Here is a 23,865-nt window from a genome sequence, read left to right as displayed (position 1 = left end):
AACCATCCGCTGAAATGAGAAGTACAGGAGGCAAGATGTCCAGCTACAACATTGCACTGAATTTTGAAGACGGCGTGACCCGCTTCGTGACATGCAAGGCGGGCGAGAAAGTACTCGACGCCGCCTTTCGCGCAAAAATCAACCTGCCGATGGATTGCTCCGACGGCGTGTGCGGTACCTGCAAGTGCCGAGCCGAGAGCGGCAGCTACGACCTGGGCGACGACTACATCGAAGATGCGCTGACCGAAGATGAGAAGGACGGCGGTCTCGTACTCACCTGCCAGATGGTGCCGGAAAGCGATTGCGTCATTGCGGTGCCGGCATCTTCCACTGCATGCAAGACTGAGCAAAGCAAGTTCGCCGCGACCGTAACCAAGGTCGAAGCGCACAACGATGCGGCCATCGTGCTCGAACTGAACGTGGAGGCGAGCGCGCCGGTATTCCTGCCGGGCCAGTATGTCAACATCGACGTTCCTGGCAGCGGTCAGCACCGTTCATATTCGTTTTCGTCAGCACCGGGCGAATCGAAAATCAGTTTTCTGATCAAGAAGATTTCTGGCGGCGTGATGAGCACGTGGCTCGAATCGGCACAGGCCGGCAACAAGGTGGAACTGACCGGACCACTCGGCAGCTTCTATCTGCGCGCTGTTGAGCGGCCGTTGCTGTTCCTCGCCGGCGGTACGGGCCTGGCGCCGTTCCTGTCGATGCTTGAAGTGCTGGCTCGTGCGAATTCGCAGCAAAAAGTTCATCTGATTTACGGCGTAACGCGCGACCTCGACCTCGTGCAGGTCGATGCAATCGAAGCCTATGTGGCGAAGTTGCCGAATTTCACCTACAGCACCGTCGTGGCCGACACGGATTCGACCCATCCTCGCAAGGGTTGGGTGACGCAGCACATGCCGGTGGAGGCCGTCAACGATGGTGGAGTGGACGTATACCTGTGCGGGCCGCCGCCGATGGTCGATGCGGTGCGTAAGCATTTCGACGACAACGGTGTGAAGCCAAACAGTTTCCACTACGAGAAGTTCACACCTAACGCAGCGCCGAGGACGGCATGAGCACGCAACGATTCGCTGGCAAGGTCATGGTGGTCACCGGCGCCGCGCAGGGCATCGGTCGCGCGGTAGCGCTTCGCGCAGCCGCAGAAGGCGGCAGGGTGCTGTTCGTAGACCGCGCCGACTTCGTGTCGGAAGTCGCCGCCGAAGCGCACGGTGCGGACACAGCGGGGTTTGTCGCCGACCTCGAGACGTACGATGGCGCTGCGTCGGCGATGGCCTTCGCCGCGCGCACTTTTGGCGGCATCGACATTCTGGTCAATGGCGTGGGTGGCGCGATTCGCATGCGTCCCTTCGCCGAGTTCGAGCCTGCACAGATCGATGCGGAAATCCGCCGCTCTCTCATGCCGACGCTGTACGCCTGCCATGCAGTCTTGCCGTACCTGCTCAAGCGCGGAGGCGGGACTATCGTGAACGTCTCCTCGAATGCCACTCGCGGCATTCGCCGCGTTCCGTATTCGGCGGCGAAGGGCGGGGTCAACGCGATTACGCAGTCGTTGGCGATGGAATACGCAGAGCACAACATCCGCGTGGTCGCCACCGCGCCGGGTGGGACCGATGCGCCGCCGCGACGCGTGCCGCGTAACTCTGTCGGCGATAGCGAGCAGGAAAAAGTCTGGATGGGTGAAGCGGTGAAGCAGGTCACTGAATCGACTTTCTTCAAACGCTACGGCAGCATCGACGAGCAGGCGGCGCCGATTCTGTTCCTCGCTTCAGACGAGGCAGGTTATATCACTGGCACTGTATTGCCGGTAGCCGGCGGTGACACGGGCTGATTCGTAACGTTCTCCGGCCCCTGGTCACAAACCTAAGAAGACCGGTGGCACGAAGAACCTCTCCACGCTATGCACCGGCGTGGGCAACCTATTGAGCTTTCGTCTTTTGTAGGAGACATATGCATGAGCAAACGCGAAGCCATCATCCCTGCGGGGATGGAAGCGGTGTACGAGAAGATTCATTACGCTCCAGCGGTGAAGGTCGGCAACACGATTTACGTGTCCGGCCAGATTGGTCGAGATATGGCCATGCAACTGGTCGAAGGCCGCGAAGCGCAAATAGTCCAGGCATTCGAAAACCTCAAGCTGGTTCTGGCGGCTGCGGGTGCATCATTGAGCGATGTGGTTGACGTGACCACGTACCACACTGACATGCGAGACCTGCCATTGTTCATGAAGGTGCGTGACCAATACCTGAATACGCATCCATTGCCGGCCTGGACGGCGGTCGGCGCGCACATGCTTGGCGGTGCGGCGGGTTACGTTGTTGAAATCAAGGCGGTCGCTGTATTGCCTGATTAACTTTTGAAAAATCGACTAACGCTGACGGCGGATGGATGCGGCGCGGCCCGGCGACTGTCGAATGTCAAACTTCGCTTAGCGTTCGTGTAATCGTGTCGCAGAACCATTGCTGAGCCGTTCGGACCGCTACCTCCACCGAATATCTGAATGACGCGATTAGGCCCCCGATCGCCTGGGGGCATTTCGACTACGACTTGAACTCGACAGTTCGCTTGGCGCGCTCGTCGACGGACAGCGAGAATACGTCGGGCCGCGAGTAATGGCCCACCACGTCGAAGTCATATCGTGCTCGAACGAGTTCATCGGTGTCGATTTCAGCGACCACCAATCCGGTCTCGCCGCGGAGCGGACCAGCCAGAACTTCACCCAAAGGGCCCACGATGAGGCTGCCACCGTTGATGAGCGGCCGGTTTTCATCCCACCCCGGCACTTCTATGCCGAGTTGTGCCGGCGAAGGTTGTACCTGACATGCGCTGATAACGAAGCACCTACCTTCGTGAGCGATATGCCGCATCGAGCACTGCCAGATGTCCCGCTCGTCCACCGTTGGCGCACACCAGACCTGCACACCCTTTGCATACATGGCCGTGCGCAGGAGCGGCATGTGATTTTCCCAGCAGATTGCCGTGCCCGCCACGCCGGCTTCGGTCTTCACGGCAGGCAAGGTCGAGCCGTCGCCTTGTCCCCAGATGAGTCGCTCCGTACCCGTCGGCATCAGCTTGCGGTGTTTTGCCACCAGCCCGTCGTCAGGGTCGAAGAACAACGCCGTGCAGTACAGGGTATTGCCCGCTCGTTCGATAACACCGATGACGATTGAAGCGCCGCACTTAGCCGAGAGGTCAGCGAGCGCTTGGGTTTCCTCGCCCGGCACGTCAATGGCGTTGTCGTAGTACCGCGCGAAAGCCTCGCGACCTTCCGGCAACCGGTAGCCAAGACGGGTGCCGAAAATTTCGCCCTTAGGGTAGCCGCCCAGCAACGCCTCAGGCATGACCACGAGCTTGGCGCCGGACGCGCGAATCTGCTCTTCGAAAGAGAGGATGTGCTGCAGGGTCTGGGCTTTTCCTGCTGCAGAGGAACCGATTTGCAGCGCGGCGACTGTTGACTTGGACATGGCGTTTTCCTCGAGGAACGTTTGAGCCTGCATCTTTACCCGGATGTAAAATCGTGTGAATGCATATCGCCACTATTTGATATGAACAAGATTGATATCGATGCCGTCGACCTGAATCTCTTCAAGGTCTTTGAAGCTTTGTTCGAGGAAGGGGGAGCAAGCCGAGCTGCCATTCGGCTCAATCTGACCCAATCCGCGGTGAGCGCGGCGCTCGGACGGCTGCGCGAAGTGTTTTCCGACACCCTGTTCGTACGCACTGGACGAGGTCTTGCGCCGACATCGCGTGCAAAAGAGTTGAAACCGCTGGTGAGCGAAGCGCTCGGCAAATGCCGTCAGACCGTCGCTATCGCCTGGCCCGATGCAACCTCGTTTCACGGCCGCTCGGTGTCGGTTGGGCTGTCCGATGACTTTGAGATTGCCGTGGGACGACAGTTGATTGAACGCCTCGGGCAGAGCGCGCCGGGACTGAGGCTCATATTCCGGCAAACCCATAGTCAGATTGCCGGCGACGCGCTGGCAAATCGCGAAATGGACCTCGCATTGTTTGCGGGTGCGCCGTCCGGTCGAGGGCTCAACCATCGGGTTGTGGGTGAAGGCGATTACGCATGCCTGCTGGATGAGAAGCGCCGCGCGGCGTCTACTTTGACGCTCGATGAATACGTGTCTCGCGGACACATTCTGGTCTCTTCGGGCGGGGTCGTGGGGATAGTGGATGAGGGGCTGTCGGCACTCGGTCGACGGCGTAACGTCATAGCCTCAACAACACATTTTGCTTCCTTGCCGCATCTGCTGAAGGGCTCGCGTGCAGTCGCGACCATTCCGAGGCATGCAGCGCTGGCGATTTCCAGACTGACCGGGCTGATGCTTATCGAGTGCCCTGTAAAACTCCCGATTTACCCCATCGTACTTGCATGGCGGACCAGCTCGATGCGCGATTCCGCGGTGGTCAAGGTCCAGTCCGCGATTCAGGAAAGCTTTCCTCTCATCGTCTGATGGCAAGACGCGGCCAGAGTATTCGTCGAAGCCCGCGTCCTGGTTCCATCGGCATAAGCGCATCCGTCGGGCTAACGTGACTCGTGAGACGACGCCTCCTCCGGGCTCTCATAAATGTACGTGGCGACACTGCGCCGCTGCAGCGCGTCCCCCAGTTTCATTCGAAGGAAGCTGCTTGTCGTGTATCGAGTCACGTCCGAGTAATATCGGGCGACCAGGCCAGTCACCATTTCGGAATAGGCATCGATGACTTCGGGCGCTATCGAGAAATTGTCGTAGTTGACGATTGCGTGAGGCCGGACCTTGAGGCCGGACACCGCCCGTTCGACCTCGGCTCTGACTGCTTCAACGTCGTCAACAGTCGTGACCTTGTGGCCTTCGAAGTTGATAAACAACATGTTTTTATCGGCGTCGTAGCTGAATCGCTCACTGAGTGTCAGCCTCAACAGCATTGCTCGCAAGCCCATCGGCTTATTGTCGAAAATGCGGGCGTCCATCAGGCGCGGCGGCGATTTGATGACAGGAGCGAAGCCCATCTGGGAAACGATGTCTCGCTGGAGATCGATCCCCGGTGCGATCTCGACGAGTTCGAGTCCGTCAGGCGTCAGGGTAAAGACGCAGCGCTCCGTAATGTAGAGCACGGGTTGCTGCCGTTCGTTGGCGTAGCGACCGCCGAAGGTGCGATGTTCCACTGCGTCCACGAATTTTTGACTGACGCCATCCTGAAGAATTTGCAGGCGCCCATCTTTGATATTCACTTCCAGCTTGCCGGCGTTGAACGTTCCGACAAACACAACCCTCTTCGCCGCCTGCGAGATGTTGATAAACCCACCCGCGCCCGCCAGCTTTGGCCCGAACTTGCTCACGTTGAGGTTGCCTTCCCGGTCGACTTGCGCGAGCCCGAGAAATGCAATGTCCAGGCCACCGCCGTCGTAAAAGTCGAACTGGTAGGGCTGGTCGATGATGGCGTCGGTATTGGTCGCGGCGCCGAAATTCAAGCCCCCGGCAGGGATACCGCCGATGACGCCCGGCTCGGTTGTCATCGTGAAGAGGTCGCAGACATTTTCTTCGTTCGCGACGCTGGCAATCCCTTCCGGCATGCCAATCCCAAGGTTGACGACGCTATTGGCCATCAGCTCGAACGAAGCGCGCCGTGCAATGACTTTCCGCTCAGTCAATGCCATGGTCGGAATCGAACTTGTTGCAATGCGAAGCTCGCTCGCAAAGCCGGGGCTGTACGACTCGGCGAAGGTTTGCCAGTGGTTTTCCTGTTTTGCGACCACGACGCAATCGACCAGAATCCCAGGTATCTTGACCTGTCGTGGATTCAAAGTCCCTGACTCGGCAATGCGCTCGACCTGAACGATCACGATGCCACCCGAGTTGCGTGCGGCCATTGCAATGGCAAGCGACTCGAGGGTCAGCGCTTCCTTTTCCATCGTCACATTACCGTTTGCATCGGCAGTGGTACCACGCACGATGGCTACGTCGACCGGAAATGTCTTGTACAGAAGGCAGTCAGCGCCGTTGACCGATATCAGGCTAACCAGGTCCTCGGTCGTGCGGGCGTTGAGCTTGCCGCCGCCGTTGCGCGGGTCGACGAACGTATCGAGTCCAACTGTGGACAAGTGACCTGGCCGATGCGCGGCGATGTCCCGAAACAGCTGGGAGATAACGCCTTGCGGGAGGTTATAAGCTTCGATGAGACCCTCAACGGCCAGACGTTGAAGGCCCGGAACGAGTCCCCAATGACCACCAATGACCCGCCGAACCAGACCTTCGTGAGCCAGGTGATTCAGGCCCTTGCGGGCGCCGTCGCCCTGACCGCCCGCGTAGACTAGCGTCAGATTTCGGGGCGCGTCGCTATCCTCAGCCGTTGAATCGAGGAACAACTGTTCAAGTGCGACGGCGATTTCCTCCGCAAAGCCAATGCCGACGAAGCCGCCCGTTGCCACCGTGTTGCCCGGACGAATCAGCCTGACGGCCTGCTGGGCACTGACGATTTTGCCTCGCTCGACGCTGTTCGCAGTGGCGAGAAACGGGTGTTGAAAGCCTGCGCTCATGATGTCTCCAAACCGCACCGTGGAGCCGGGCTCCGGCGCTATGTAGTTATTCGGACCTGCTGCAACTCGACTACGGGTTCTATGCGTTGGGTAGTGTGAAGGAGATTCATCGCCGGTGGGGAGCCGGCTTCGGGAATGAATTTGTGGCTCAATCGTAAGGGTACACGCCTCGCGCCGTCTATTTCGAACGTTGACGGAGGTACTGCGCGATGTACGCGTTAATCGTTGCCATCAAAGTCATCGATATCAAACCTGGCGTTTATGGAGCCAGCCGAAGCGCTGGTAGAGGAATTACAGAAGCGGCAGACGTTGGCACGCGGCGCAGCACAGAACGGGTGCCGCGTTGTTCATTTTCGTGCATCCGGCCCGCGCAACTGCCCCCGCCCAGAACCAATAGCAAATGCAAAAATGATCAAAAGCCCGATTATCGGTCGTTTGCTCATCCGGCATGCAATTTGCCTCTCAATATGCGGTGTCGTCAGTAACCCTAGTTTTCGCCGCCGGCTCGACGGGTTGATGCAAACGTCCGGGCCATGTTCGTTTTCTTCGGGAGAGCTAGCACACGAGCATCCACTTTTAGGCAGTCGGAAACCGCAGGAGGGCTTTATGTTTCGATCCACGCCAGTAGTTGCCAGCAAAACTGTCGGCGGCGAAAAGATTCACGCTGAATTCCTCTGCGATACGGGACGACTGCGAATTATCGGCGGCGTAACAGTGCGGGCAGAATGGTTTCCGCCGCATTCCTGGTTTGCCATTGCATCTGTTGCGGGATACAGCCGTTGGGGCACGCGGCCGGACGAGACGGACTTGCTGCGGCTCATCGAGAACTTCATGCGCTTACCAGGACGGTCGGCTCTATGAGCAGACGGGCCGCAGACTTCCGTGCCTGACGTAGCGAGCGCTTGCGAACCTGTTGCCGGGCGCGCAGACCATGAGTCTTCTGGCGCCGGCAAACTTTCAAGCAGTTACTGCCCAGTTTTTTTAGACATACTGCTGCCGTCGGGCGTCATGCCGGGCATATCTCTATGAGCCGTGTCCGCGCTCTTGCTCATGTCGCCAGGAACCCGATTCCAGGGGCTCGAGATGGGTTCGCTGTGATACGTCATCCCGGCGGTTGCGGCACCGTGAGCGCCGCCGCTGCCATTTCCACCGTTGCCATTCCCGCCGGCCTGCGCAAGCGTCGCGGCGCACGCGCAGAGTGACGCGACAGCGACACGCGTGAACAGAGCTTTTGTCGTCAGCTTTTCCATGGTATTTCTCCTTTGATGCAGGCGCGTGCGTCAGCCACGCCAAAGTCTCGTAAGCCGCTAAACACTGACTGGTTGCGCAGCGGCGAATCGCGAGCAGCCACTCCAATGCAAACAGGGCAGACATTTGCTGCGCCCAGATGCGAGGCATGCGAGTGAGTCGGAGCCCGGCACCGAAAATGACAGCGTTACGCTGAATTCCAGCGTCTGACGCTGAGCGCTTCTCTTATTACTTCGGCATCAGAACCTTGTCTACGACCATGATGACGCCATTGCTCTGGGTGACGTCATAGGTGGAAATGTCGGCCGTGTGGCCACTGCCATCCATTACTACGATGTTGTGCGGACCGTTCTCCGTGAATGTCAGTTCTTCTCCATTGACTGTCTTCAGTTCCGCCTTGCCGCCGCCCGCCTTGATGGCCTGATCGAGCTTGCGGAAGTCATAGCGCCCCGGAATGACGTGGTACGTCAGGATGCTGGTCAGCGTCGTCTTGTTTTCAGGCTTGACGAGCGTATCGACCGTACCGGCGGGCAACGCAGCAAAGGCCTCGTTCGTCGGTGCAAACACCGTGAACGGGCCCGCACTCTTTAACGTCTCGACGAGACCTGCGGCTTTGACCGCGGCAACGAGCGTGGTGTGGTCGGCCGAGTTGACCGCGTTGTCCACGATGTCTTTGCTCGGGTACATGGCCTGACCGCCGACCATGACCGTGTCACTGGCGGCGAAGGCGCCTGATACCGCTGCAGAAAGCGCGATAGCGACGAACATAGTCCTGTATTTCATGGTGTACTCCTCCAGAGTCGCCACGCGTAATTGCGTGGGTCTGACCGCATATACGGGGAATACTCGCGACTGGATTCGTAAACGGGATGCTCGCGACGACGCAGCCTGATGTGTCCCAGCCTTGATGCTGTCGGAAGGTCGGGCGCTGTTACTTCAACAAATCACGTCCAGTTGCAATCGGGGCGCGTCGCACCCGGAGCGTCCACGCGAGCCGAGTCGCATCATTGAATGGACAACGCGATGCATTGTCACAATCAGTTGATATACAGGACAGGCGATCCGCGAAGGAGATTGATTTGAACGTCCGAAAGTCAGCGTTACACGTCGAGAGCGCAACGAAACATCCATTTGAGAGCTGCTTCGTCGACCTTGGTGGGCACTCCGCGGAGCGAGCCCTCACTGTGCTCACTGCAGCGGTGCATGCTGCTCAACGTGAAATGAATGCCTTTGATTGGATTACAAGCGCACTTCCGGGTGCGACTCTCAAACCAGCTTTGGCATTCGGCACGGTGGGCGAACTGTATCGGTCATACACGAGACCCGCTGAGCTGGGACGCTTGAAATTAGTGCTGCGCTCCTGACCGCTGTCTGGCATCGGAGTCGCGGTAGCTCGCACGGACTGAGCGGTGCATGTCGCCGGTTTCTCGCTTGTTTTGTGGCTGACGGTTCAATCCATGGCTGCGACACGCTTCACATAAGCGTCGATTTGCATGTCAATTAACGGTGTCACAGTCACTGCGACGGCTACGTCGTCCGACGCAGGCAGTAACCCGGCAAATGCTGCGATGCCGGTCCCGCAGATCACCGCAACAGCGATAGAAGCGACGGCGACAAGTGAAGACGCACGCGCTGGAATGGAATTAGCGAAACCCTGCAAGCAGCTGATCATGGCAATCTCCCGTTGAGGCAGCCATAGTTGCAACGACCGTGCCGACGGAGAGGAAGTTTTCGAACTGCCAATCCAGCCGGGCTGCCCGCCTTGTTGATGCCCGGCGTGAGCGTGCGAGCGGACGACTCGATGTTGGGTTCAGACAAACATTTCAGCTTATATGCTGTCTCCAAAGCCAACACTTGCGCGAAGCGCGGGCTGGGTGAGGTCAGTAATCGCCATTCATGCAGCGTGGAACTACGATTTCGGGGACGTATGCAGGTCGGGTAGGGAAGAAAGGTTCGCTACGAGCGACCTGTGCACGCATTTCGAATGCGCTGGAGTTGTGCGGAGACAGTCACTCGTGCGCTCTAGCGTCGCCACCCCGGATGCCCGTAGTAGCCACGTCCATAATAACCACGTCCATAGTACCCATGGCCGTAGTACCCACGCCCATAGTAACCAGGGCCGTAGTAACCGCGGCCGTAATAGCCTCGATATCCGCCGTACCAATAGGGATAACGATAGTATCCGGGCCAGGGGCGCGGTCCAAATATCACCGGCGGACCGTAGATGACGGGCGGCGGCGCATAGATAACCGGCGGACCGGCATACACGGGGCCCGCCACACCAATGCCGACGCCTACAGACACACCGCCCGCCTGCGCGAAGCCGGCCGCACCCGCGCCTAGCCCGACAGCGACCAGAAAACGAACGAACCTGTTCATTTGCGTTCTCCTCGCCTCGAGGCCCGTTCGAACGACTAGCGACGGCGCAACGAGGCATGGACAAATAGCGCTGAGTCCGCTTTCTATGGAGTTCAACACGCAGAGGCTCATACGTGAGGCCGGGTGGCCCCTTGTCTTTAGAGTCGACAGTTCCAAAGTCGTTCAAGGAGGACCGCAATGCGCGATTTTCCCCGATCGATGCGCGCATCACGTCGAAACGCCTGCGATGCTGCGCCCGGGCAAATCGGGAACGGCGCCGTTCGCGACGCCGGCCAGGTAAGTTACCGATGACGTTGTGCGAAGGCGTCCCAGTGACATCCCCGCGACATCCCGCGAGGTCACAACATAAACATGTAATTACGGCGTCGGCCCCGCCTTGCTACCATCGCCCCTCCGAAGAGCAATGTTCAACGCAATCAGGGCTGCATGAATGCCAGTCACGACAACCGAATCGAGCCCTGCCTTGAATGGGGCGCGTCCTCACGGGGCCTCCGCCGATGTCGATTTTTCTTTGGTTCGCAACGTAGAATCGCGCCTTGTCAGAGCGCGCGCTGCCTTGCTGAGGGAGTTGAATCAGGCTTTCAGCGGCCTCGACCTCAGCGCAAATGAAGCGACCGTCCTGATGGCAATCGGTGAAAGTGTCGCCGACACACCTACGGGATTGTCTGAGGTGCTAGGCGTCGACTCGGGATTCATGAGCCGGTTGTTGGGCCGATTGGAGAAGAGGCTGTTGCTGCAGCGTTCCCGAGGCGTGGAAGACCGAAGAGTAGTAAGAGTCGCGCTGACGGAAGTGGGCGCCAGCATGTACACCCGCCTCGAGCAGATGACGCCCAGTCTATTGAGCGGACGATTCGCCAGACTCTCGCTTGCAGAACTGGTCGAATTGCATGGTCTGCTTGGAAAACTTATCGGCGAATAGAAAAGCGGCCACGGCGCAACCTGTGCACCGACTCAGCCGCCACATCGCCACTACGCGATGTCGGCGTGCGACTCCCGGTCGTATGCGCGGGTTCCCTTCGACGCCGAAATCCATCCTGCAACAATGTATTGCGAAGTTGCAACATGTGGCATCGAGGCAAGCATAAACACAGCTCAAACCTAAGCGGGATGGGCACTCGACGCCTGACACGTCAGTCATGGAATCGCCGTCCGCCATGTGCGCTTCGCTGAAACCCCCTATGACTTGCCTCTATGATGCTGCCTTCGTTATCCAAAGGAAGAATTGCTGTGACACTCGATGAAATCCGCGCAAATGCCTTCGCAATGCCAGTGCACAACCCGGCTTATCCGCGTCCACCATTTCGATTCCTCAACCGCGAATACTTCATCATTTCGTACGAGACCGACATCGATGCGGTTCGCGCGGTCGTGCCGGAGCCTTTGACGGTCGACAATGGTCTGGTCCACTACGAGTTCATCCGGATGCCGGATTCATCCGGTTTTGGCGATTACACAGAGAGTGGTCAAGTCATTTCGGTCCTGGATGAATCCGGCCGGAAAGCCAGCTATACGCACGCGATGTATCTCGATGACGAAGGTCCGATCGCCGGCGGCCGGGAGATTTGGGGTTTCCCGAAGAAGCTCGCTTCACCCCGTTTATCCGTCGACGGAAAAGATACGTTGCTGGGCACACTCGACTATGGGACGCAACGGGTCGCTACCGGCACGATGGGCTACAAGTACCGCCCGCTCGATATCGAATCTGAACGCAAGAAACTCGCGGACACACCCAATTATCTGTTGAAGGTCATCCCCCATGTCGATGGCTCACCGCGGATTTGTGAACTCGTACGTTTCTACTTGCGCGACGTTTCTGTGCTCGGTGCATGGGAAGGCCCCGCTGCGCTCGATCTGCACGCACATGCGTTGGCGCCGGTTGCTGACCTGCCCGTCAAAAGGGTGGTGGCCGCCAGGCACGTCATTGCAAATCTCACTCTCGATGTGGGCGAAGTCGCTTACGACTACCTCGCCCCGGCGGAAGCGCTGAAGCTCGCCGTGAACCAATAAATCAACAAGGAGCAAATTATGTCGTTGCAAGGAAAAGTCGCGCTCGTGACGGGCGCCGCAAGCGGTATCGGTGAGCAATGCGCGCGCAAGCTGGCTTCGGACGGCGCGGCCGTCGTCATTGGGGACCTGAATCTGGCAAACGCGCAGCAGGTCGCGGACAGTATCGTCGCCGCAGGCGGGAAAGCACTGGCCGTGTCGATGGACGTGACGAGCGAAGAAGCGGTCAACGCCGGTATCGAAGAAGCCGTCGGCAAACTCGGCAGCATCGACGTGCTGGTGTCGAACGCCGGTATTCAGATCGTCAACCCGATTGAAGACTACGAGTACTCCGACTGGAAGAAGATGCTGGCCATTCACCTGGATGGCGCATTTCTGACCACGAAGGCCGCTATCAGGCACATGTACGCATCCGGCAAGGGCGGCTCCATCATCTACATGGGCTCGGTCCATTCACACGAAGCCTCGAAGCTGAAGTCGGCTTACGTCACCGCCAAGCACGGCCTGCTGGGTCTTGCGCGCGTGGTCGCGAAAGAAGGTGGCTCGCGCGGCGTGAGAGCGAATGTCGTATGTCCGGGCTTTGTTCGTACTCCATTGGTCGACAAGCAGATTCCGGAGCAGGCGAAAGCGCTCGGTATTTCGGAAGCCCAGGTCGTTAAGGACGTGATGCTGAAGGAAACTGTCGACGGCGAATTCACCACCGTAGCCGACGTTGCCAAAACAGTCGCCTTCCTGGCGGGATTTGAATCAGCAGCACTGACGGGACAATCGATTGTGGTCAGCCACGGTTGGTTCATGCAATAAGGAGCCGACAATGCGCCGCAGTCAACGCAATACATTAAAGCAACCGAATCATCTTGAGCTACCTTCCTACGACGAAATCGGTTTGGTCCTGCAGGGCGGTGGCGCGTTGGGTTCCTATCAGGCCGGCGTGTATGAGGGGCTTGCTGAAGTGGGTGTCGAACCCACCTGGATTTCGGGCATCTCGATTGGCGCCCTGAACACCGCCATCATCGCCGGCAATGCACCGGAGGACCGCGTAGAAGCATTGCGCGGCTTCTGGAGCACCATCTGTCAACCAGCGGACTTGCTGGGGCATGTCGGCGCTTTGGTGCCGACAGCGTTCGGGTTTCCAGACGTTGCCCGAAAATGGTCGAGCATGTGGGCTGCCGCTCGCGCTTTGACCGAAGGTCAGAAGGGCTTTTTCTCACCGCGCTTTTCCGCACACATCGCCAGCATTGCAAAGAAGCCGCCGACCGAAGTGAGCTTTTACGATACGACGGCGTTGCGCGCGACGCTCCTCAAGTACGCCAATTTCGACCGTATCAACGACGGTGACGTTCGCGTCTCCGTCGGAGCGGTCAATGTTCGCACGGGCAATCTGGTGTACTTCGACAACACGCAGACTCGCCTCGAGCCGGAGCACTTCATGGCGTCTGGCGCGTTGCCGCCAGGCTTTCCAGCGGTGGAAATCGACGGAGAATATTACTGGGACGGAGGTCTGGTCTCGAATACGCCGCTTACGGAAATCGTTCGGGAATGCCAGCACAAGGACGCGCTGGTTTTCCAGGTCGACCTGTGGAGCGCAGGAGGAACGCAGCCCGGCGATTTCCTCGATGTCGCCGAAAGGGCCAAGGACATTCAATACTCGAGCCGGACCCGCGCCATCACGGCCTTCGTGTCGCAGAGCCAGAAGCATGCTCGCCTGATAAAGGAACTGCTTGAACACATTCCGGAGAAAGTGCGGCGGACACACCCGCTAGTCAAGCAGGCACAGAAAGTGGCCGACGGTGGTGCGGTCAATGTCGTGCACCTCATCTACAAGAACAAGTTTTTTGAAGGTCACTACAAGGACTACGAATTCAGCAACGACACCATGGGAGAACACTGGGCGAGCGGCCTCGAGGACATCCGCCGCTCGTTCGGCAACCCCGACTGGTTCGAGATTCCAAGTCATGACATAGGCTTCGTTACGCATGATGTCCATCGCCACGAGACTGGCCCGGTTCCAGTTTCCGATGCGTCCCAATCCGCGCCGCAAACGCCGGAGTTAGTTGACACGGCGACGAACGAACCGTCAGACGCCCACTAGAGTCGGCAAATGAGCGTCACGGGTGACGATGCAGGCGGTTTTAAGCTGCTCGACGCACACGGAGACGCTCCTGTTTGCTGCGGATATAGCGGGCGCCGACCCAGGCAATTCCGCGATGACGATTGTTTTCGGCCAGGTATGGCCGAACATGCCGCAACCCTCTGGGCGCTAGAGGCGGCACGGTGAGATAGACTATCTGCCGGCGGCTATCGTGCTGCCTTCGATTTCAATCAGGTTCTCTGACTCATGGGGCAAGTGTCATGGACCGCACTAAATTCCTCCAAGCCACGCGACAGCTGGCGGCAGCCGCCGAGATTCTAGCCAGGTCCGGTCCTAAGGACTCGCGATTCGATGCGTCCCAAATGCTCGCATTTTTTCGCCAATACGACCGTCCTGGTCTCGACGTGAGTGTCGTCGCGACATCTGATGACGAGCTGTTCGAGCGCACAGGACAAGCCGCACTGACTATGGCTGGACGCAATGAGTTTGCCGCGTCACACGCTCTGCTTGAACAGGCGAGGTCGCTTCTGCTTTTTTCGACGGATTAAGCATCAGCTATTGCTACCGAGGTAAGCGTGCTCGGTTGAGAGTAGGGAACTATGAGGTCACGACGAGCTGTAGCTGGAATCGATATTGGCGGCGACCGGAAAGGAAATCATCTGGTTATCCTGCGTGACACCCAGATTGTGTGCAACCTCCGGTCGCAGGCGCCGGAACAAATGGTCGAAAAGTGCCTCCAATTCGAGGTAGGAGCGGTGGGCATCGATGCTCCCTGTCTGTGGCGAGTCGGCGAAGCCGGAAGGCAAGCCGAGAAGGAGCTCGCGCGGCAGCGAATCTTTTCGTTCGCCACACCGACTCGCGCAACGGCCATGGCCAGTAAAAGCGGATTCTACGAGTGGATGTTCAACGGCGAGCTTGTCTATCTGGCATTCGCACCGCATTTTCCCCTCTTCAACAATGGCGGAGAACTCGGTGATCGAGTCTGCTTTGAGACGTTCCCCCACGCTATCACCAGCGCTTTTCTAGGGACCGCGGTCGCGTCCGCGAAACAGAAACGAACTCAGCGCCGAGAAATTCTTCAGAATGCGGGAATTGACGCGACGTCGCTGAAATCTATCGACGAAGTGGATGCGGCGCTGTGTGCCTTGACAGCACATTGCTTGCTTGACGAGAGATTCGTGGCGTACGGCGATGAACTCGGCGGGTTCATTGTTGTGCCGGCTCCTGCAGGCACACTCAAACGATCCAGCGAATACCGTTTTCGCGGTTAGCGTGGCACGCCTCGTGCGACGGCACGATCGGGGTCTCGTGATCCCGTTGTAGGTACATAGGATTTCGCTCACGAGCGACCGTAGTCTTAGCAAAGCAACCATCTTCAAGGAGGGCCGGTGCATCTAAAGCGATTTTGGCCAGTGCTGCTATCAGTGGCGGCTTTTGGTTCAACCGGAGCATGGGCAAGCGAAATTCAATGCGCCACCACGCGACAACCGGCTGAACGCGTCATCTGCGACCACGCCATCCTGAACAATGAATACGACGATATCTCCGGGCAACAACAGGCTCTCCTGAGCAGTGGAAAGCTTTCACCCGAACGACTCGCTCAGTGGAGGCAAGCGCGGAACGCCTGCACCGACGTTCACTGCATCGATACGGTATTCGCCAAGTGGAAGGCGTTGGCCAGGTCTGCCGAAGCCAGTCCTGCCGCTGCACAGGCTCCGGCAATGGCTTCATCCACTGACATGGCTCCCGTCGGTCCGATGCCGGACGTAGTTCCCTCTATCGCATCTCAGGCCTCCCCAACGTCGGAGGCTTCTCTTGTTCGCCAGGGGAGTGCCGCTGGCGTAGCGCTCCCGAAGCCGGTTGAAACGCAGAGCTCTTCACCTGCTGTGGCTTCCGCTGCGTCCGGTCCGGTTGACAAGCGCGGCACGACGGGCATGAGCGCCGTTCTGATGGTGGCCTTGCTTGTCGCGATTGGATTCGGCGTACTCTTCAAGCGGCGAACGAAGGGTGGTGGAGGACCGAGCAACCACTAAAGAACATTGACTAATGCGCAAGTCCGGAGCGGCCCCAACGGTAGGCGAGGGACGCAAATTTATGATGACAGGGACCGGCCTTACTCTGACCATCGATTGGTTGCCTGACCGCTCGTAATACTCTGAAAATAGCGACGGGCCTTGGATTCAGCCCTGCGTGGGCGCGCCGGCTTTTAATCTCCGCCATCGTCGTGGGTTCTGCCACCTCCGTTGCGCGCACGCGAAGACGGATGGGCAGGAATCGCTCACGTCAGGCGTAAAAAAATAATGGCGATCGCTAACGCCACGGAATACCATCGTCGGATCGCCGCGCCCATACCCAAGTCAATGATTTCGACCGAGGACCTGCATTTTTTCATTACGCTTGCGAGCGCTTTGTCGCTAGCGGATGCCGCACGCAAGCTCGATGTCACGCCGCCAGCGGTTACGCAGCGGCTGCGTCTTCTGGAAAACCGGTTGGGCATGCGGTTGATCGATCGATCGGGCCGGCGCATGGTGCTCACCGACGAAGGCGAGCTGCTTGCGGTCCACGCGCGCCGGATCTGCGATGACATTGGCAATTTGTCAGACACGCTGGCATCGCGGCGCGGCACGGTGGCCGGCCATCTGCGCGTGATTGCGCCGCTCGGTTTCGGGCAGCGTTACGTCGCGCCTGTCATTGCGCAATTTCGTGCCCTCTACCCGGAGGTGAGCGCAAGTCTGATGCTGTCCGATCGCCCCGCGCGAATCTCGGATGACATGTGGGACCTGATGGTGCATATCGGCGAGTTGCGCGATTCGTCGCTCGTCAGCCGGCGTCTCGCACCTAATCGCCGCATCCTGTGCGCGGCGCCGAGCTATCTGGCGCGTCGCGGTGAACCAAAGCATCCGGAGGAACTGCTCACGCATGACTGTATCGCGCTGCGCGAGAACGATGAAGACGTGACCATGTGGCGTTTCACGCCGAGAGACCAGGGCACACCGGCGAACGTCAGAATCGAGCCGATGCTAACGAGCAATGACGGCGGCACGGTGCGTGATTGGGCGCTTGCCGGGCTTGGCATAATTTCGCGCTCGGAATGGGATGTGGCCGAGCATCTGCACGCGGGGCGGCTCGTCCCGCTGCTCGAAGCGTGGACGCAGCCGGACGCGGATATCGTCGCGCTGATCAACTCGCGGCATGGACGCTCACTGCGCGCTCAGCGTTTTCTCGACCTTCTGCATGCGTCGACGTTGCAACAACCCTGGTTGCCGGGCGACAGCGAACAATCCAGGAGCGGCAAACGTGCACAGGGCTCTGGTGCTGCCGGATCGACGGCTCGCGCGAGCGCCGGCTGACCGGATGTGGCCGCGAACCCGCACCGATCAGAGCGGCGCGGGCCTGGTCTGACTACCGGTGAAGCGGCGATACTACCAAGGCCACGACAACGAGGTCGCCGTATCCGTTTCGCAGGCACGCTCGTAAAGCAATCGCGCGACTGTCAGGTCCTGCAGGGCGATACCGGTCATGTCGAACAGGGTGATGTCGTCAGGATGCCGATCGATCCGAACCTGGCCGGTGATCAGATCGCCGATCTCGATACATGGCGTGTCGGGCGCCCATTGTGTTTCGCCGATTTCGCGTGCCTGGGTTCGATCGTCGACAAAAAGGCGGACGCGCGGCAGCAAATCTTCCGGAAGTTCGCGTTTGCCTTTGGTGTCCGCGCCGACGCAGTTGAGATGAGTGCCGGGTTGCACTGCATGCGCGTCGAAGAGTGGCCCTTTGCCCGGCGTGGCCGTGACGACCACATCGCTGTCAGCCACCGCGGCGTTACGGTCGGTCGCATGCAGGACTTCGCAACGTCCGGCGAACTGGGCTTCAAATGAAACGTCGCGCTCACCGTCCACGGTGATATAGCGAACGCAGGAAAGCTGTTCGAGCACACGCATCGCGAATCCGACCTGAACTTGTGCTTGTACGCCCGTGCCAAATACGCATAGACGAGCACTGTCCGTACGCGCGAGGAGGGTCAAACCCAAGCCGCCGGCAGCGCCCGTGCGCATGGTCGTGATTGCATTGCCGTCGATCACGCACACGGGCCGGCCGGTTTTCGGATCGATCAGGAGAATGGTGGCCTGGTGCGGTTCGCCGCCCAAGCCGCGGTTTGAAGGCCAAAACCCCGCGGCCTTGAATCCGAGCAGGCCTTGCGACTGCACGTCGCCCGATTTGATTCCGAACACGCCCCCTGTCACGAGTGGCTCTCGGACAACAGGAAACACACGGCCCTCGCCCCGGCTGTGAAGAGCGAATGCTTCCCGTACTGCGTCGACTACATCGTCAGGCTTCAGCAAGGCCTCGACCTGGTGTTTGTCGATCAGGATCAGCTTGGCATCATTGCGCATGGTGGTACACCTTGATTCTTGAGAATGGCAAACGCAGTGTGTCCGGCGTCAGGAGGCACTACCTTGCGGTGCGCGCGCTGGCTGCAATGCCGCACGGTTTGCGCGTTCTACGAACAGCACCATCATCGCGGACAGGCACATGAGTCCCGCAACACCGAGCATCGGCACGCGATACGAGCCGGTAACATCGTGCAGCCAGCCGGTCGCGTAGGGGCCGAGAAATCCGGCCAGCGTGCCGATCGTATTGATGAGGCCGATGCCCGACGCGGCCGCGGCGTTGCTGAGATAGCGCGGAGGCAGCTGCCAGAACGAGGCATGCGGGGTGTAGACGCCGACCGCGCCGAGCGTAAACGCAGCCATGGCCTCGTATGGCGACGAAAGGAACAGCGCAGCGGCGAACGACAAACCGCCGATCGCCGTTGGAATCGCAACGTGCCAGGCGCTGAGCGCGGTACGTCGAGCATAGTGTCCCCACAACAGGATGGTCACCGCCGACACCGCGAATGGCACAGCGGTAATCAGTCCAACCTGGAAGACCGAATATTTGACAGCGTACAGGTGGGAGAACTCCGCGACCATCTGCGGCAAGAAAAACGACAGTGCGACGACGCCGATATTGATCCCGAAGTAGATCAGTCCGAATGCGAGAACTCGCCGGTCGAGCAACGCAAGCCATGCGCTTTTCGGCGACACCCGTTGGGCTTCCTGCCTCTCCACCGCGAGCGCATGGCTCAGTTCGGCGCGCTCTTCGACGGTCAACCACCGGGCGTCGTCGGGCCGGTCCTTCATGACGATGAACGTGACGACACCGAGCGCGATCGCCGGCAATCCTTCTATGAAGAACATCGAGCGCCAGCCGGACCAGCCGAACAGATGCGTATGCTCCATGACGAAAGTTGAAATCGGTGCACCCAGCATGTTCGACAGCGGAATGGCGAGAAACAGCAGCGACATCAGCCACACCCGCTCCTGCCGCGGCAGCCAGAACGTGACATACAGAATCATCCCCGGAAAGAAGCCTGACTCTGCAATGCCGAGGAGAAAGCGCAGCGCGTACAGCATGTGAGGGCTGTTGACGAATGCGGTCAGCGAAGCGATCAATCCCCAGGTGACGAGAATACGCGTCATCCACAGCCGTGCGCCGAATCGCGCGAGCAGCAGATTGCTCGGCACCGCAACGAGAATGTACCCAGCGTAGAAGAGACCGGCGGCCAACCCGAACTGGGAGACCGACATGCCGAGTTCGCGATTCATCGTCAACGCCGCGTAGCCGACGTTCGCCCGGTCCATCTGGTTGACCATGTAGAGCAATATCAGCAGCGGCGCCAGACGCCAGATGACCTTCCGGGCGGTCTGTGGTCTGACTCGCGTCACGTCTAGCGTATCGTTCATTGGGAATATCCTCTGTTGCAATGGTGCGTGCCTTGCGCGTGCTGTGAAGACAGCAAGTCTTCGCGGGGTAATTCGGTCATCGCGGGTCGCTCCTTGGCAGAACGGTGCGGACCGTCGGACTCCACGTGGAAATGTCGTCCAGCGGTATGACGGGCCGCGGCAGCTTCTTGAAATCGAATCGCGCGAGGATCGGGGAAGTCAGACCTGGCGCATCGACGCTGACGATCTGTGCGTCGGAAAAGAACTCGTCGAATGCCGCCCTGAAATGGCCGCGCGACTTCAATACGACGACGCGCGCACGTGCAATGTCGATGCCGAACATCTCGAAGAACATCGGCTCGTGACACTGATGTCGCTTGCTGATGACGATGACCGTCACGCCGCCGATCTGCAGCGCGGCGCACGGTCCAAGGTCGAAGCTGCAGCCCGCCAGTTGTCCGCGTCGGCCGACACCTTTGCCGTTGTGCAGTTTCAGCACGCGGGCCGGCGCGTTGAACGGCTCCGAATACACAGTGGTTTCAGCACGATTGAAGCGCGCAACGAGCGCTTGCCCGGTGCCCGCCACGTGGGCGTCGGCCACCAGATCCGGATCGGTGACGACACCGAGGATCGCCCCTTGCACCTCGTGCTGGAGCAGCGCCTTGAGCACGAACGGCGTGTTGCCGCGCCCGCCGCCGCCCGGGTTGTCAGCCACGTCGGCGAGTAGCAGGGGCGCTAACGCAGGATCGTCGCTCGTCGCTTTGGCGAGGCGCACCGCGTCGTCGAGGGGCGTCAGCGTCGGCGTGAATGCGGCACGCTCTTGCCACGCATACGACACAAGATCGATGGCCACTTGATGTGCGAGCGGTGCATCTCCGCGCGTGGTCACGAGTACCGTCAAGCCGTTCTTCGGCGTGTCCGCGAACGCAAAGCCGCCGACAATCGAGACATTCACGATCCGCGGGTCGTCCAGCGCTTCCGCGCGCCGGATCATTTCCGCATACGGTCCGGTTCCCGGGGCGGTCAGCAACTGGGTGGGTGGCGCGCAGACGGGCATGCGTACATGCGCGACAGTCGTGCGCATGCCATTCAACAATTCGCTCAGGATGCGGGCGGCCTCGGCGCCGCGCTCGGCCATGTCGGTGTGAGGATTGCGGCGGTATGAGACCAACGCGTCGACGGTGTTCACCATCCGGTCGGACACGTTCGCATGCAGGTCGACGGTGGCGACGATCGGCACCACGGGTCCGACGATATTGCGTACGAGCGTGAAAACCGCGCCGTCGGGATCGTCTTCTTCGGTCGTGATGGCGGCGCCATGCTCACAGATATAGACAGCGTCGAGCGGCAGTGCCGCACGCAACCGCTGTTCGAATTCGCCCAGCGTGTCGGCAAAGAATGCGTGTTCGACCGGGCCGCCCGACTCTGCGTTGGCAAAGAGGATCGGGACAGGTGTCCACTCAGAGGTCGCATCCATCGTTCGAACGAATGCGGGAATTTCCGGCGTCATCACCGGCGCTTCCTTGCGTGCGTCGTCCAGGAGCGCGGTAGCTTGCAAGTAGGCGCGCGATACGAAATCGGCGCGCGTGGACACCGGCGCAAACCGGTTCGATTCGATCGCGAAGCCAAGAATGGCAATGCGCGGTTTTTTCATCAGTCACTCCTCAGCGCCGGCGTCACCCGGATCGGCATCGCACGTGGGGGGTCCCGGCGGATCATTGCGTTGCTTTCGACGACGCGGCGATTGACCGCGAGCATGCAAGCGTCGATATCTGAATTCGCATGCTCGTGAAAAGTATTGGTTGCCAAAATGCCATGCGGGTTAACGTCGACTGATTGCTTCATTCACATTGGAGTTAACCGTCTCGCACGAAAGCAGTGGACGCGATCGGTCGCGGGCATGCATGCGGGACGTTCGAAGAGCCATGGGCACCGCAAGCGTGAGTGGCGCCGGTCTCGGCAAGCCATGGGGAAGTGGGCTGCGCCTTGTGAGCGCAAGAAGCAAACTTGTGACAAATCGTCGATGGACCGTGCGGTCCGTGCGGCCTGAGAATGAATGCTTCAATCGCACGAAGGAGCATGTCATGGGTCACGCGGAAGTCCGCGAGTTGCAGATTCCGAAGCCAATTGGCGGACGCTTGCCGGAGCCGCCTGTATTCGCCAGCCTCGACGAAGAGCGGCAACATCGCAAGCTCAAACTCGCTGCCGCATTTCGCATCTTCGCGCGATTCGGGCTCGCCGAAGGCATAGCCGGACATATCACGGTACGCGACCCGGAGTTTCACGATCGGTTTTGGGTCAACCCGTACGCACAGCATTTTTCGTCGATTCATCCCGACGATCTCGTTTGCATCGACGAGGATGCCAACGTTTATCACGGGACCGGACCGGTCAACGCCGCGGCGGCCGCGATTCACTGCGGCATCCACGGCGCGAACCCCGATGTCGTTGCAGCAGCCCATACACACACGACTTTCGGTCGCGCATTTTCTGCGCGCGCACGGCTGCTTGCTCCGCTCAATCAGGAAGCCTGTCTCTTCCACGAGGATCACGTGCTATTTCGTGGCGACGTAGTGGTGCTCGCCACTGAAGAGGGTCGCCGGATCGCGCAGACGATGGGCACGAAGCGCGCCGCGATTCTGCTCAATCATGGGCTGCTGACGGTCGGCTCATCCGTCGATGCCGCAGCGTATCGTTTCATCGCGATGGAGCGTTGCTGCCAGGTGCAGTTACTGGCCGAGGCGGCCGGCCCGATCGAGCCGCTCTCCGACGAGGAGGCGCAGGCCACGCGCGCGCAACTGGGATCCGACTATGTAGCATGGCTTGGATTCCAGGGACTCTATCAGCAACTCCTGCGCGAAAATCCCGATCTGCGCGAACTCGCCTGACGCGGATGTTGCTAGTGTGACGCAAGCGTCGCTTCGATAGCTGCCGCGCGGTCGCGGCGGCCGTCACGATAGTCGCGAACCGCGGCGTCTAGCCATTGATCGAAGCGTTTGAGCGGCTCCCACTCCCGTTTCTGCTCTGGAAACGAGTAGTAGACGGTCTCCGGATTCGGGATCGAATGAGGGTGGATCTGGACGAGTGCACCGCTGCGCAATTCCCGTTCGATCAGGATGTGCGGAAGCAAGGCCACACCCAGTCCGGAAATCGCGGCGTTAATCGCCATGATGAACATGTCGTAGTGCTGGTTCGACGTGCTGGGTTCGATGACCTGGGCGCACGCCGTTTCGGACCATGCAAGCCATGCGCGCGGTAGATCGCGGGTGTGGATCCAGGGCAGCGCGCTGATCCTTGCGCCGCTCAACGTACCGCGCGTACCGATCAACGAGGGCGCGCAGACAGCAAGAATTTCATCGTCGCTGACGAGCGGCTGTCCTGGCATTGCAGGCCACAAGCTCTGCGCAAAATAGATCGCGGCATCGAAACTCGAATCGTCGAAGAAAGTCGGCTGGTCGCGACCCATGATGTGGAGTTGCAGATCGGGATTGGACTCGTAGAAATCATGCAGACGTGGAATCAGCCATTGAGATGCAAATGTGACGCCGACGGCTAGCTGGAGCTTCACTTCGCTTTGCTTGCGGACCAGTTCGAGCGTATCGCGTCGAATCTGGTCGAGATGGACGCGGATCCGCCGTGCGTACTCCGCGCCCGCCGCGGACAATACCAGCCGCTGACGGACTCGCTCGAAGAGCGTGATGCCCAGATGCGCCTCGAGTTCGTTGACCTTCTTGCAGACCGCGCCGTGCGTCTGCGACAGCTCGGCCGCGGCCTTCGAAAAACTTTCATGACGCGCCGCTGCTTCAAAAGCTTGCAGGGCGCTGAGACTGGGAACACCGCGGCGCATCGATAATCCT

22 protein-coding genes are annotated in these 23,865 nt (G+C 59.6%); 12 read left to right on the top strand and 10 right to left on the bottom strand.

Going from position 1 to position 23,865, the window contains the following annotated elements; translation table 11 throughout:
- The first annotated feature begins 35 nt into the window (after positions 1-35).
- The 3 genes from benC (at position 36) to B0G74_RS12230 (ending at position 2,353) form a co-directional block, all read left to right on the top strand.
- On the top strand, positions 36-1,058 hold the full coding sequence (benC, locus tag B0G74_RS12240; RefSeq protein ID WP_132375014.1) for a benzoate 1,2-dioxygenase electron transfer component BenC: 1,023 nt from the start codon (positions 36-38) through the stop codon (positions 1,056-1,058).
- Positions 1,055-1,831 carry a benzoate diol dehydrogenase BenD gene (gene benD, locus B0G74_RS12235; protein WP_132375013.1) on the top strand — a complete coding sequence of 259 codons (777 nt, stop codon included), beginning with the start codon at positions 1,055-1,057 and terminating at the stop codon, positions 1,829-1,831. The genes benC and benD overlap by 4 nt, the downstream gene beginning before the upstream one ends.
- A 123-nt stretch (positions 1,832-1,954) precedes the next feature.
- The gene (locus B0G74_RS12230; RefSeq protein ID WP_132375012.1) at positions 1,955-2,353 is read left to right on the top strand and encodes a RidA family protein; all 399 of its coding nucleotides are present in this window, start codon (positions 1,955-1,957) and stop codon (positions 2,351-2,353) included.
- Between the two features lie 187 nt (positions 2,354-2,540).
- Here the strand turns inward: B0G74_RS12230 and B0G74_RS12225 are convergent, their stop codons facing one another.
- Positions 2,541-3,464, bottom strand: a complete 924-nt coding sequence (locus B0G74_RS12225) for a carbon-nitrogen hydrolase family protein (RefSeq protein WP_132376931.1) — start codon at positions 3,462-3,464, stop codon at positions 2,541-2,543.
- Between the two features lie 81 nt (positions 3,465-3,545).
- On the opposite strand from B0G74_RS12225, the gene B0G74_RS12220 reads away from it, so the two are divergent.
- A complete protein-coding gene (locus B0G74_RS12220) occupies positions 3,546-4,457 on the top strand; it encodes a LysR family transcriptional regulator (protein ID WP_132376930.1) in 912 nt (303 codons plus the stop codon).
- Between the two features lie 71 nt (positions 4,458-4,528).
- On the opposite strand, the gene B0G74_RS12215 is transcribed toward B0G74_RS12220, so the two are convergent.
- Positions 4,529-6,520 carry an acyl CoA:acetate/3-ketoacid CoA transferase gene (locus B0G74_RS12215; RefSeq protein ID WP_132375011.1) on the bottom strand — a complete coding sequence of 664 codons (1,992 nt, stop codon included), beginning with the start codon at positions 6,518-6,520 and terminating at the stop codon, positions 4,529-4,531.
- A gap of 606 nt (positions 6,521-7,126) precedes the next feature.
- Here B0G74_RS12215 and B0G74_RS12210 point away from each other — a divergent pair.
- A complete protein-coding gene (locus B0G74_RS12210) occupies positions 7,127-7,381 on the top strand; it encodes a hypothetical protein (RefSeq protein ID WP_132375010.1) in 255 nt (84 codons plus the stop codon).
- A gap of 104 nt (positions 7,382-7,485) precedes the next feature.
- Here B0G74_RS12210 and B0G74_RS12205 read toward each other — a convergent pair whose 3' ends face one another.
- The 4 genes from B0G74_RS12205 to B0G74_RS12185 form a co-directional block, all read right to left on the bottom strand.
- On the bottom strand, positions 7,486-7,770 hold the full coding sequence (locus B0G74_RS12205; RefSeq protein ID WP_132375009.1) for a hypothetical protein: 285 nt from the start codon (positions 7,768-7,770) through the stop codon (positions 7,486-7,488).
- A gap of 226 nt (positions 7,771-7,996) precedes the next feature.
- Positions 7,997-8,536, bottom strand: coding sequence for a fasciclin domain-containing protein (locus B0G74_RS12200; protein ID WP_207915639.1), 540 nt, complete (start codon positions 8,534-8,536; stop codon positions 7,997-7,999).
- 682 nt (positions 8,537-9,218) lie between these two features.
- A complete protein-coding gene (locus B0G74_RS12190) occupies positions 9,219-9,440 on the bottom strand; it encodes a hypothetical protein (RefSeq protein ID WP_132375007.1) in 222 nt (73 codons plus the stop codon).
- A 350-nt stretch (positions 9,441-9,790) separates the two neighbouring features.
- Positions 9,791-10,147, bottom strand: a complete 357-nt coding sequence (locus tag B0G74_RS12185; protein WP_132375006.1) for a hypothetical protein — start codon at positions 10,145-10,147, stop codon at positions 9,791-9,793.
- Positions 10,148-10,577: 430 nt separating this feature from the next.
- Here B0G74_RS12185 and B0G74_RS12180 point away from each other — a divergent pair, with 430 nt between their 5' ends.
- The 6 genes from B0G74_RS12180 to B0G74_RS12145 all read left to right on the top strand — a co-directional run bounded on the left by B0G74_RS12180 (position 10,578) and on the right by B0G74_RS12145 (position 17,593).
- Complete coding sequence (locus tag B0G74_RS12180) at positions 10,578-11,066, top strand: MarR family transcriptional regulator (RefSeq protein WP_132375005.1); 489 nt, start codon at positions 10,578-10,580, stop codon at positions 11,064-11,066.
- A gap of 308 nt (positions 11,067-11,374) precedes the next feature.
- A complete protein-coding gene (locus B0G74_RS12175; protein ID WP_132375004.1) occupies positions 11,375-12,154 on the top strand; it encodes an acetoacetate decarboxylase in 780 nt (259 codons plus the stop codon).
- Between the two features lie 18 nt (positions 12,155-12,172).
- Positions 12,173-12,955, top strand: a complete 783-nt coding sequence (locus B0G74_RS12170) for a 3-hydroxybutyrate dehydrogenase (protein WP_132375003.1) — start codon at positions 12,173-12,175, stop codon at positions 12,953-12,955.
- A gap of 10 nt (positions 12,956-12,965) precedes the next feature.
- Positions 12,966-14,243 (top strand): patatin-like phospholipase family protein, encoded by a 1,278-nt coding sequence (locus B0G74_RS12165; protein ID WP_132375002.1) that lies wholly within the window; start codon positions 12,966-12,968, stop codon positions 14,241-14,243.
- Positions 14,244-14,842: 599 nt separating this feature from the next.
- Entirely contained in the window at positions 14,843-15,514 is a 672-nt protein-coding gene (locus tag B0G74_RS12155) for a DUF429 domain-containing protein (RefSeq protein ID WP_132375000.1), read from the top strand.
- 1,029 nt (positions 15,515-16,543) lie between these two features.
- Positions 16,544-17,593, top strand: coding sequence for a LysR family transcriptional regulator (locus B0G74_RS12145; RefSeq protein WP_342960491.1), 1,050 nt, complete (start codon positions 16,544-16,546; stop codon positions 17,591-17,593).
- A 72-nt stretch (positions 17,594-17,665) separates the two neighbouring features.
- On the opposite strand, the gene B0G74_RS12140 is transcribed toward B0G74_RS12145, so the two are convergent.
- The 3 genes from B0G74_RS12140 to B0G74_RS12130 form a co-directional block, all read right to left on the bottom strand.
- Entirely contained in the window at positions 17,666-18,637 is a 972-nt protein-coding gene (locus tag B0G74_RS12140) for an ornithine cyclodeaminase family protein (RefSeq protein WP_132374998.1), read from the bottom strand.
- A 48-nt stretch (positions 18,638-18,685) separates the two neighbouring features.
- A complete protein-coding gene (locus B0G74_RS12135; RefSeq protein ID WP_132374997.1) occupies positions 18,686-20,029 on the bottom strand; it encodes an MFS transporter in 1,344 nt (447 codons plus the stop codon).
- Positions 20,030-20,105: 76 nt separating this feature from the next.
- Positions 20,106-21,662, bottom strand: coding sequence for a M81 family metallopeptidase (locus B0G74_RS12130; protein ID WP_132374996.1), 1,557 nt, complete (start codon positions 21,660-21,662; stop codon positions 20,106-20,108).
- A 430-nt stretch (positions 21,663-22,092) separates the two neighbouring features.
- On the opposite strand from B0G74_RS12130, the gene B0G74_RS12125 reads away from it, so the two are divergent.
- On the top strand, positions 22,093-22,896 hold the full coding sequence (locus B0G74_RS12125) for a class II aldolase/adducin family protein (protein ID WP_132374995.1): 804 nt from the start codon (positions 22,093-22,095) through the stop codon (positions 22,894-22,896).
- An 11-nt stretch (positions 22,897-22,907) separates the two neighbouring features.
- Here B0G74_RS12125 and B0G74_RS12120 read toward each other — a convergent pair whose 3' ends face one another.
- Positions 22,908-23,855 carry a LysR substrate-binding domain-containing protein gene (locus tag B0G74_RS12120; protein ID WP_132374994.1) on the bottom strand — a complete coding sequence of 316 codons (948 nt, stop codon included), beginning with the start codon at positions 23,853-23,855 and terminating at the stop codon, positions 22,908-22,910.
- Between the last annotated feature and the right edge of the window lie 10 nt (positions 23,856-23,865).

The sequence above is a fragment of the Paraburkholderia sp. BL9I2N2 genome, from assembly GCF_004339745.1.
Lineage (GTDB): Bacteria > Pseudomonadota > Gammaproteobacteria > Burkholderiales > Burkholderiaceae > Paraburkholderia.
Note: the sequence above shows the minus strand (reverse complement) of the source record. Positions and strands in the feature narration are given on the sequence as shown.

Bases quoted from the DNA above. Each gene is read 5' to 3' on its own strand.
- benC (WP_132375014.1), top strand. From the start codon at position 36: ATGTCCAGCTACAACATTGCACTGAATTTTGAAGACGGCGTGACCCGC.
- benD (WP_132375013.1), top strand. From the start codon at position 1,055: ATGAGCACGCAACGATTCGCTGGCAAGGTCATGGTGGTCACCGGCGCC.
- B0G74_RS12230 (WP_132375012.1), top strand. From the start codon at position 1,955: ATGAGCAAACGCGAAGCCATCATCCCTGCGGGGATGGAAGCGGTGTAC.
- B0G74_RS12225 (WP_132376931.1), bottom strand. From the start codon at position 3,464: ATGTCCAAGTCAACAGTCGCCGCGCTGCAAATCGGTTCCTCTGCAGCA.
- B0G74_RS12220 (WP_132376930.1), top strand. From the start codon at position 3,546: ATGAACAAGATTGATATCGATGCCGTCGACCTGAATCTCTTCAAGGTC.
- B0G74_RS12215 (WP_132375011.1), bottom strand. From the start codon at position 6,520: ATGAGCGCAGGCTTTCAACACCCGTTTCTCGCCACTGCGAACAGCGTC.
- B0G74_RS12210 (WP_132375010.1), top strand. From the start codon at position 7,127: ATGTTTCGATCCACGCCAGTAGTTGCCAGCAAAACTGTCGGCGGCGAA.
- B0G74_RS12205 (WP_132375009.1), bottom strand. From the start codon at position 7,770: ATGGAAAAGCTGACGACAAAAGCTCTGTTCACGCGTGTCGCTGTCGCG.
- B0G74_RS12200 (WP_207915639.1), bottom strand. From the start codon at position 8,536: ATGTTCGTCGCTATCGCGCTTTCTGCAGCGGTATCAGGCGCCTTCGCC.
- B0G74_RS12190 (WP_132375007.1), bottom strand. From the start codon at position 9,440: ATGATCAGCTGCTTGCAGGGTTTCGCTAATTCCATTCCAGCGCGTGCG.
- B0G74_RS12185 (WP_132375006.1), bottom strand. From the start codon at position 10,147: ATGAACAGGTTCGTTCGTTTTCTGGTCGCTGTCGGGCTAGGCGCGGGT.
- B0G74_RS12180 (WP_132375005.1), top strand. From the start codon at position 10,578: ATGCCAGTCACGACAACCGAATCGAGCCCTGCCTTGAATGGGGCGCGT.
- B0G74_RS12170 (WP_132375003.1), top strand. From the start codon at position 12,173: ATGTCGTTGCAAGGAAAAGTCGCGCTCGTGACGGGCGCCGCAAGCGGT.
- B0G74_RS12165 (WP_132375002.1), top strand. From the start codon at position 12,966: ATGCGCCGCAGTCAACGCAATACATTAAAGCAACCGAATCATCTTGAG.
- B0G74_RS12155 (WP_132375000.1), top strand. From the start codon at position 14,843: ATGAGGTCACGACGAGCTGTAGCTGGAATCGATATTGGCGGCGACCGG.
- B0G74_RS12145 (WP_342960491.1), top strand. From the start codon at position 16,544: ATGGCGATCGCTAACGCCACGGAATACCATCGTCGGATCGCCGCGCCC.
- B0G74_RS12140 (WP_132374998.1), bottom strand. From the start codon at position 18,637: ATGCGCAATGATGCCAAGCTGATCCTGATCGACAAACACCAGGTCGAG.
- B0G74_RS12135 (WP_132374997.1), bottom strand. From the start codon at position 20,029: ATGAACGATACGCTAGACGTGACGCGAGTCAGACCACAGACCGCCCGG.
- B0G74_RS12130 (WP_132374996.1), bottom strand. From the start codon at position 21,662: ATGAAAAAACCGCGCATTGCCATTCTTGGCTTCGCGATCGAATCGAAC.
- B0G74_RS12125 (WP_132374995.1), top strand. From the start codon at position 22,093: ATGGGTCACGCGGAAGTCCGCGAGTTGCAGATTCCGAAGCCAATTGGC.
- B0G74_RS12120 (WP_132374994.1), bottom strand. From the start codon at position 23,855: ATGCGCCGCGGTGTTCCCAGTCTCAGCGCCCTGCAAGCTTTTGAAGCA.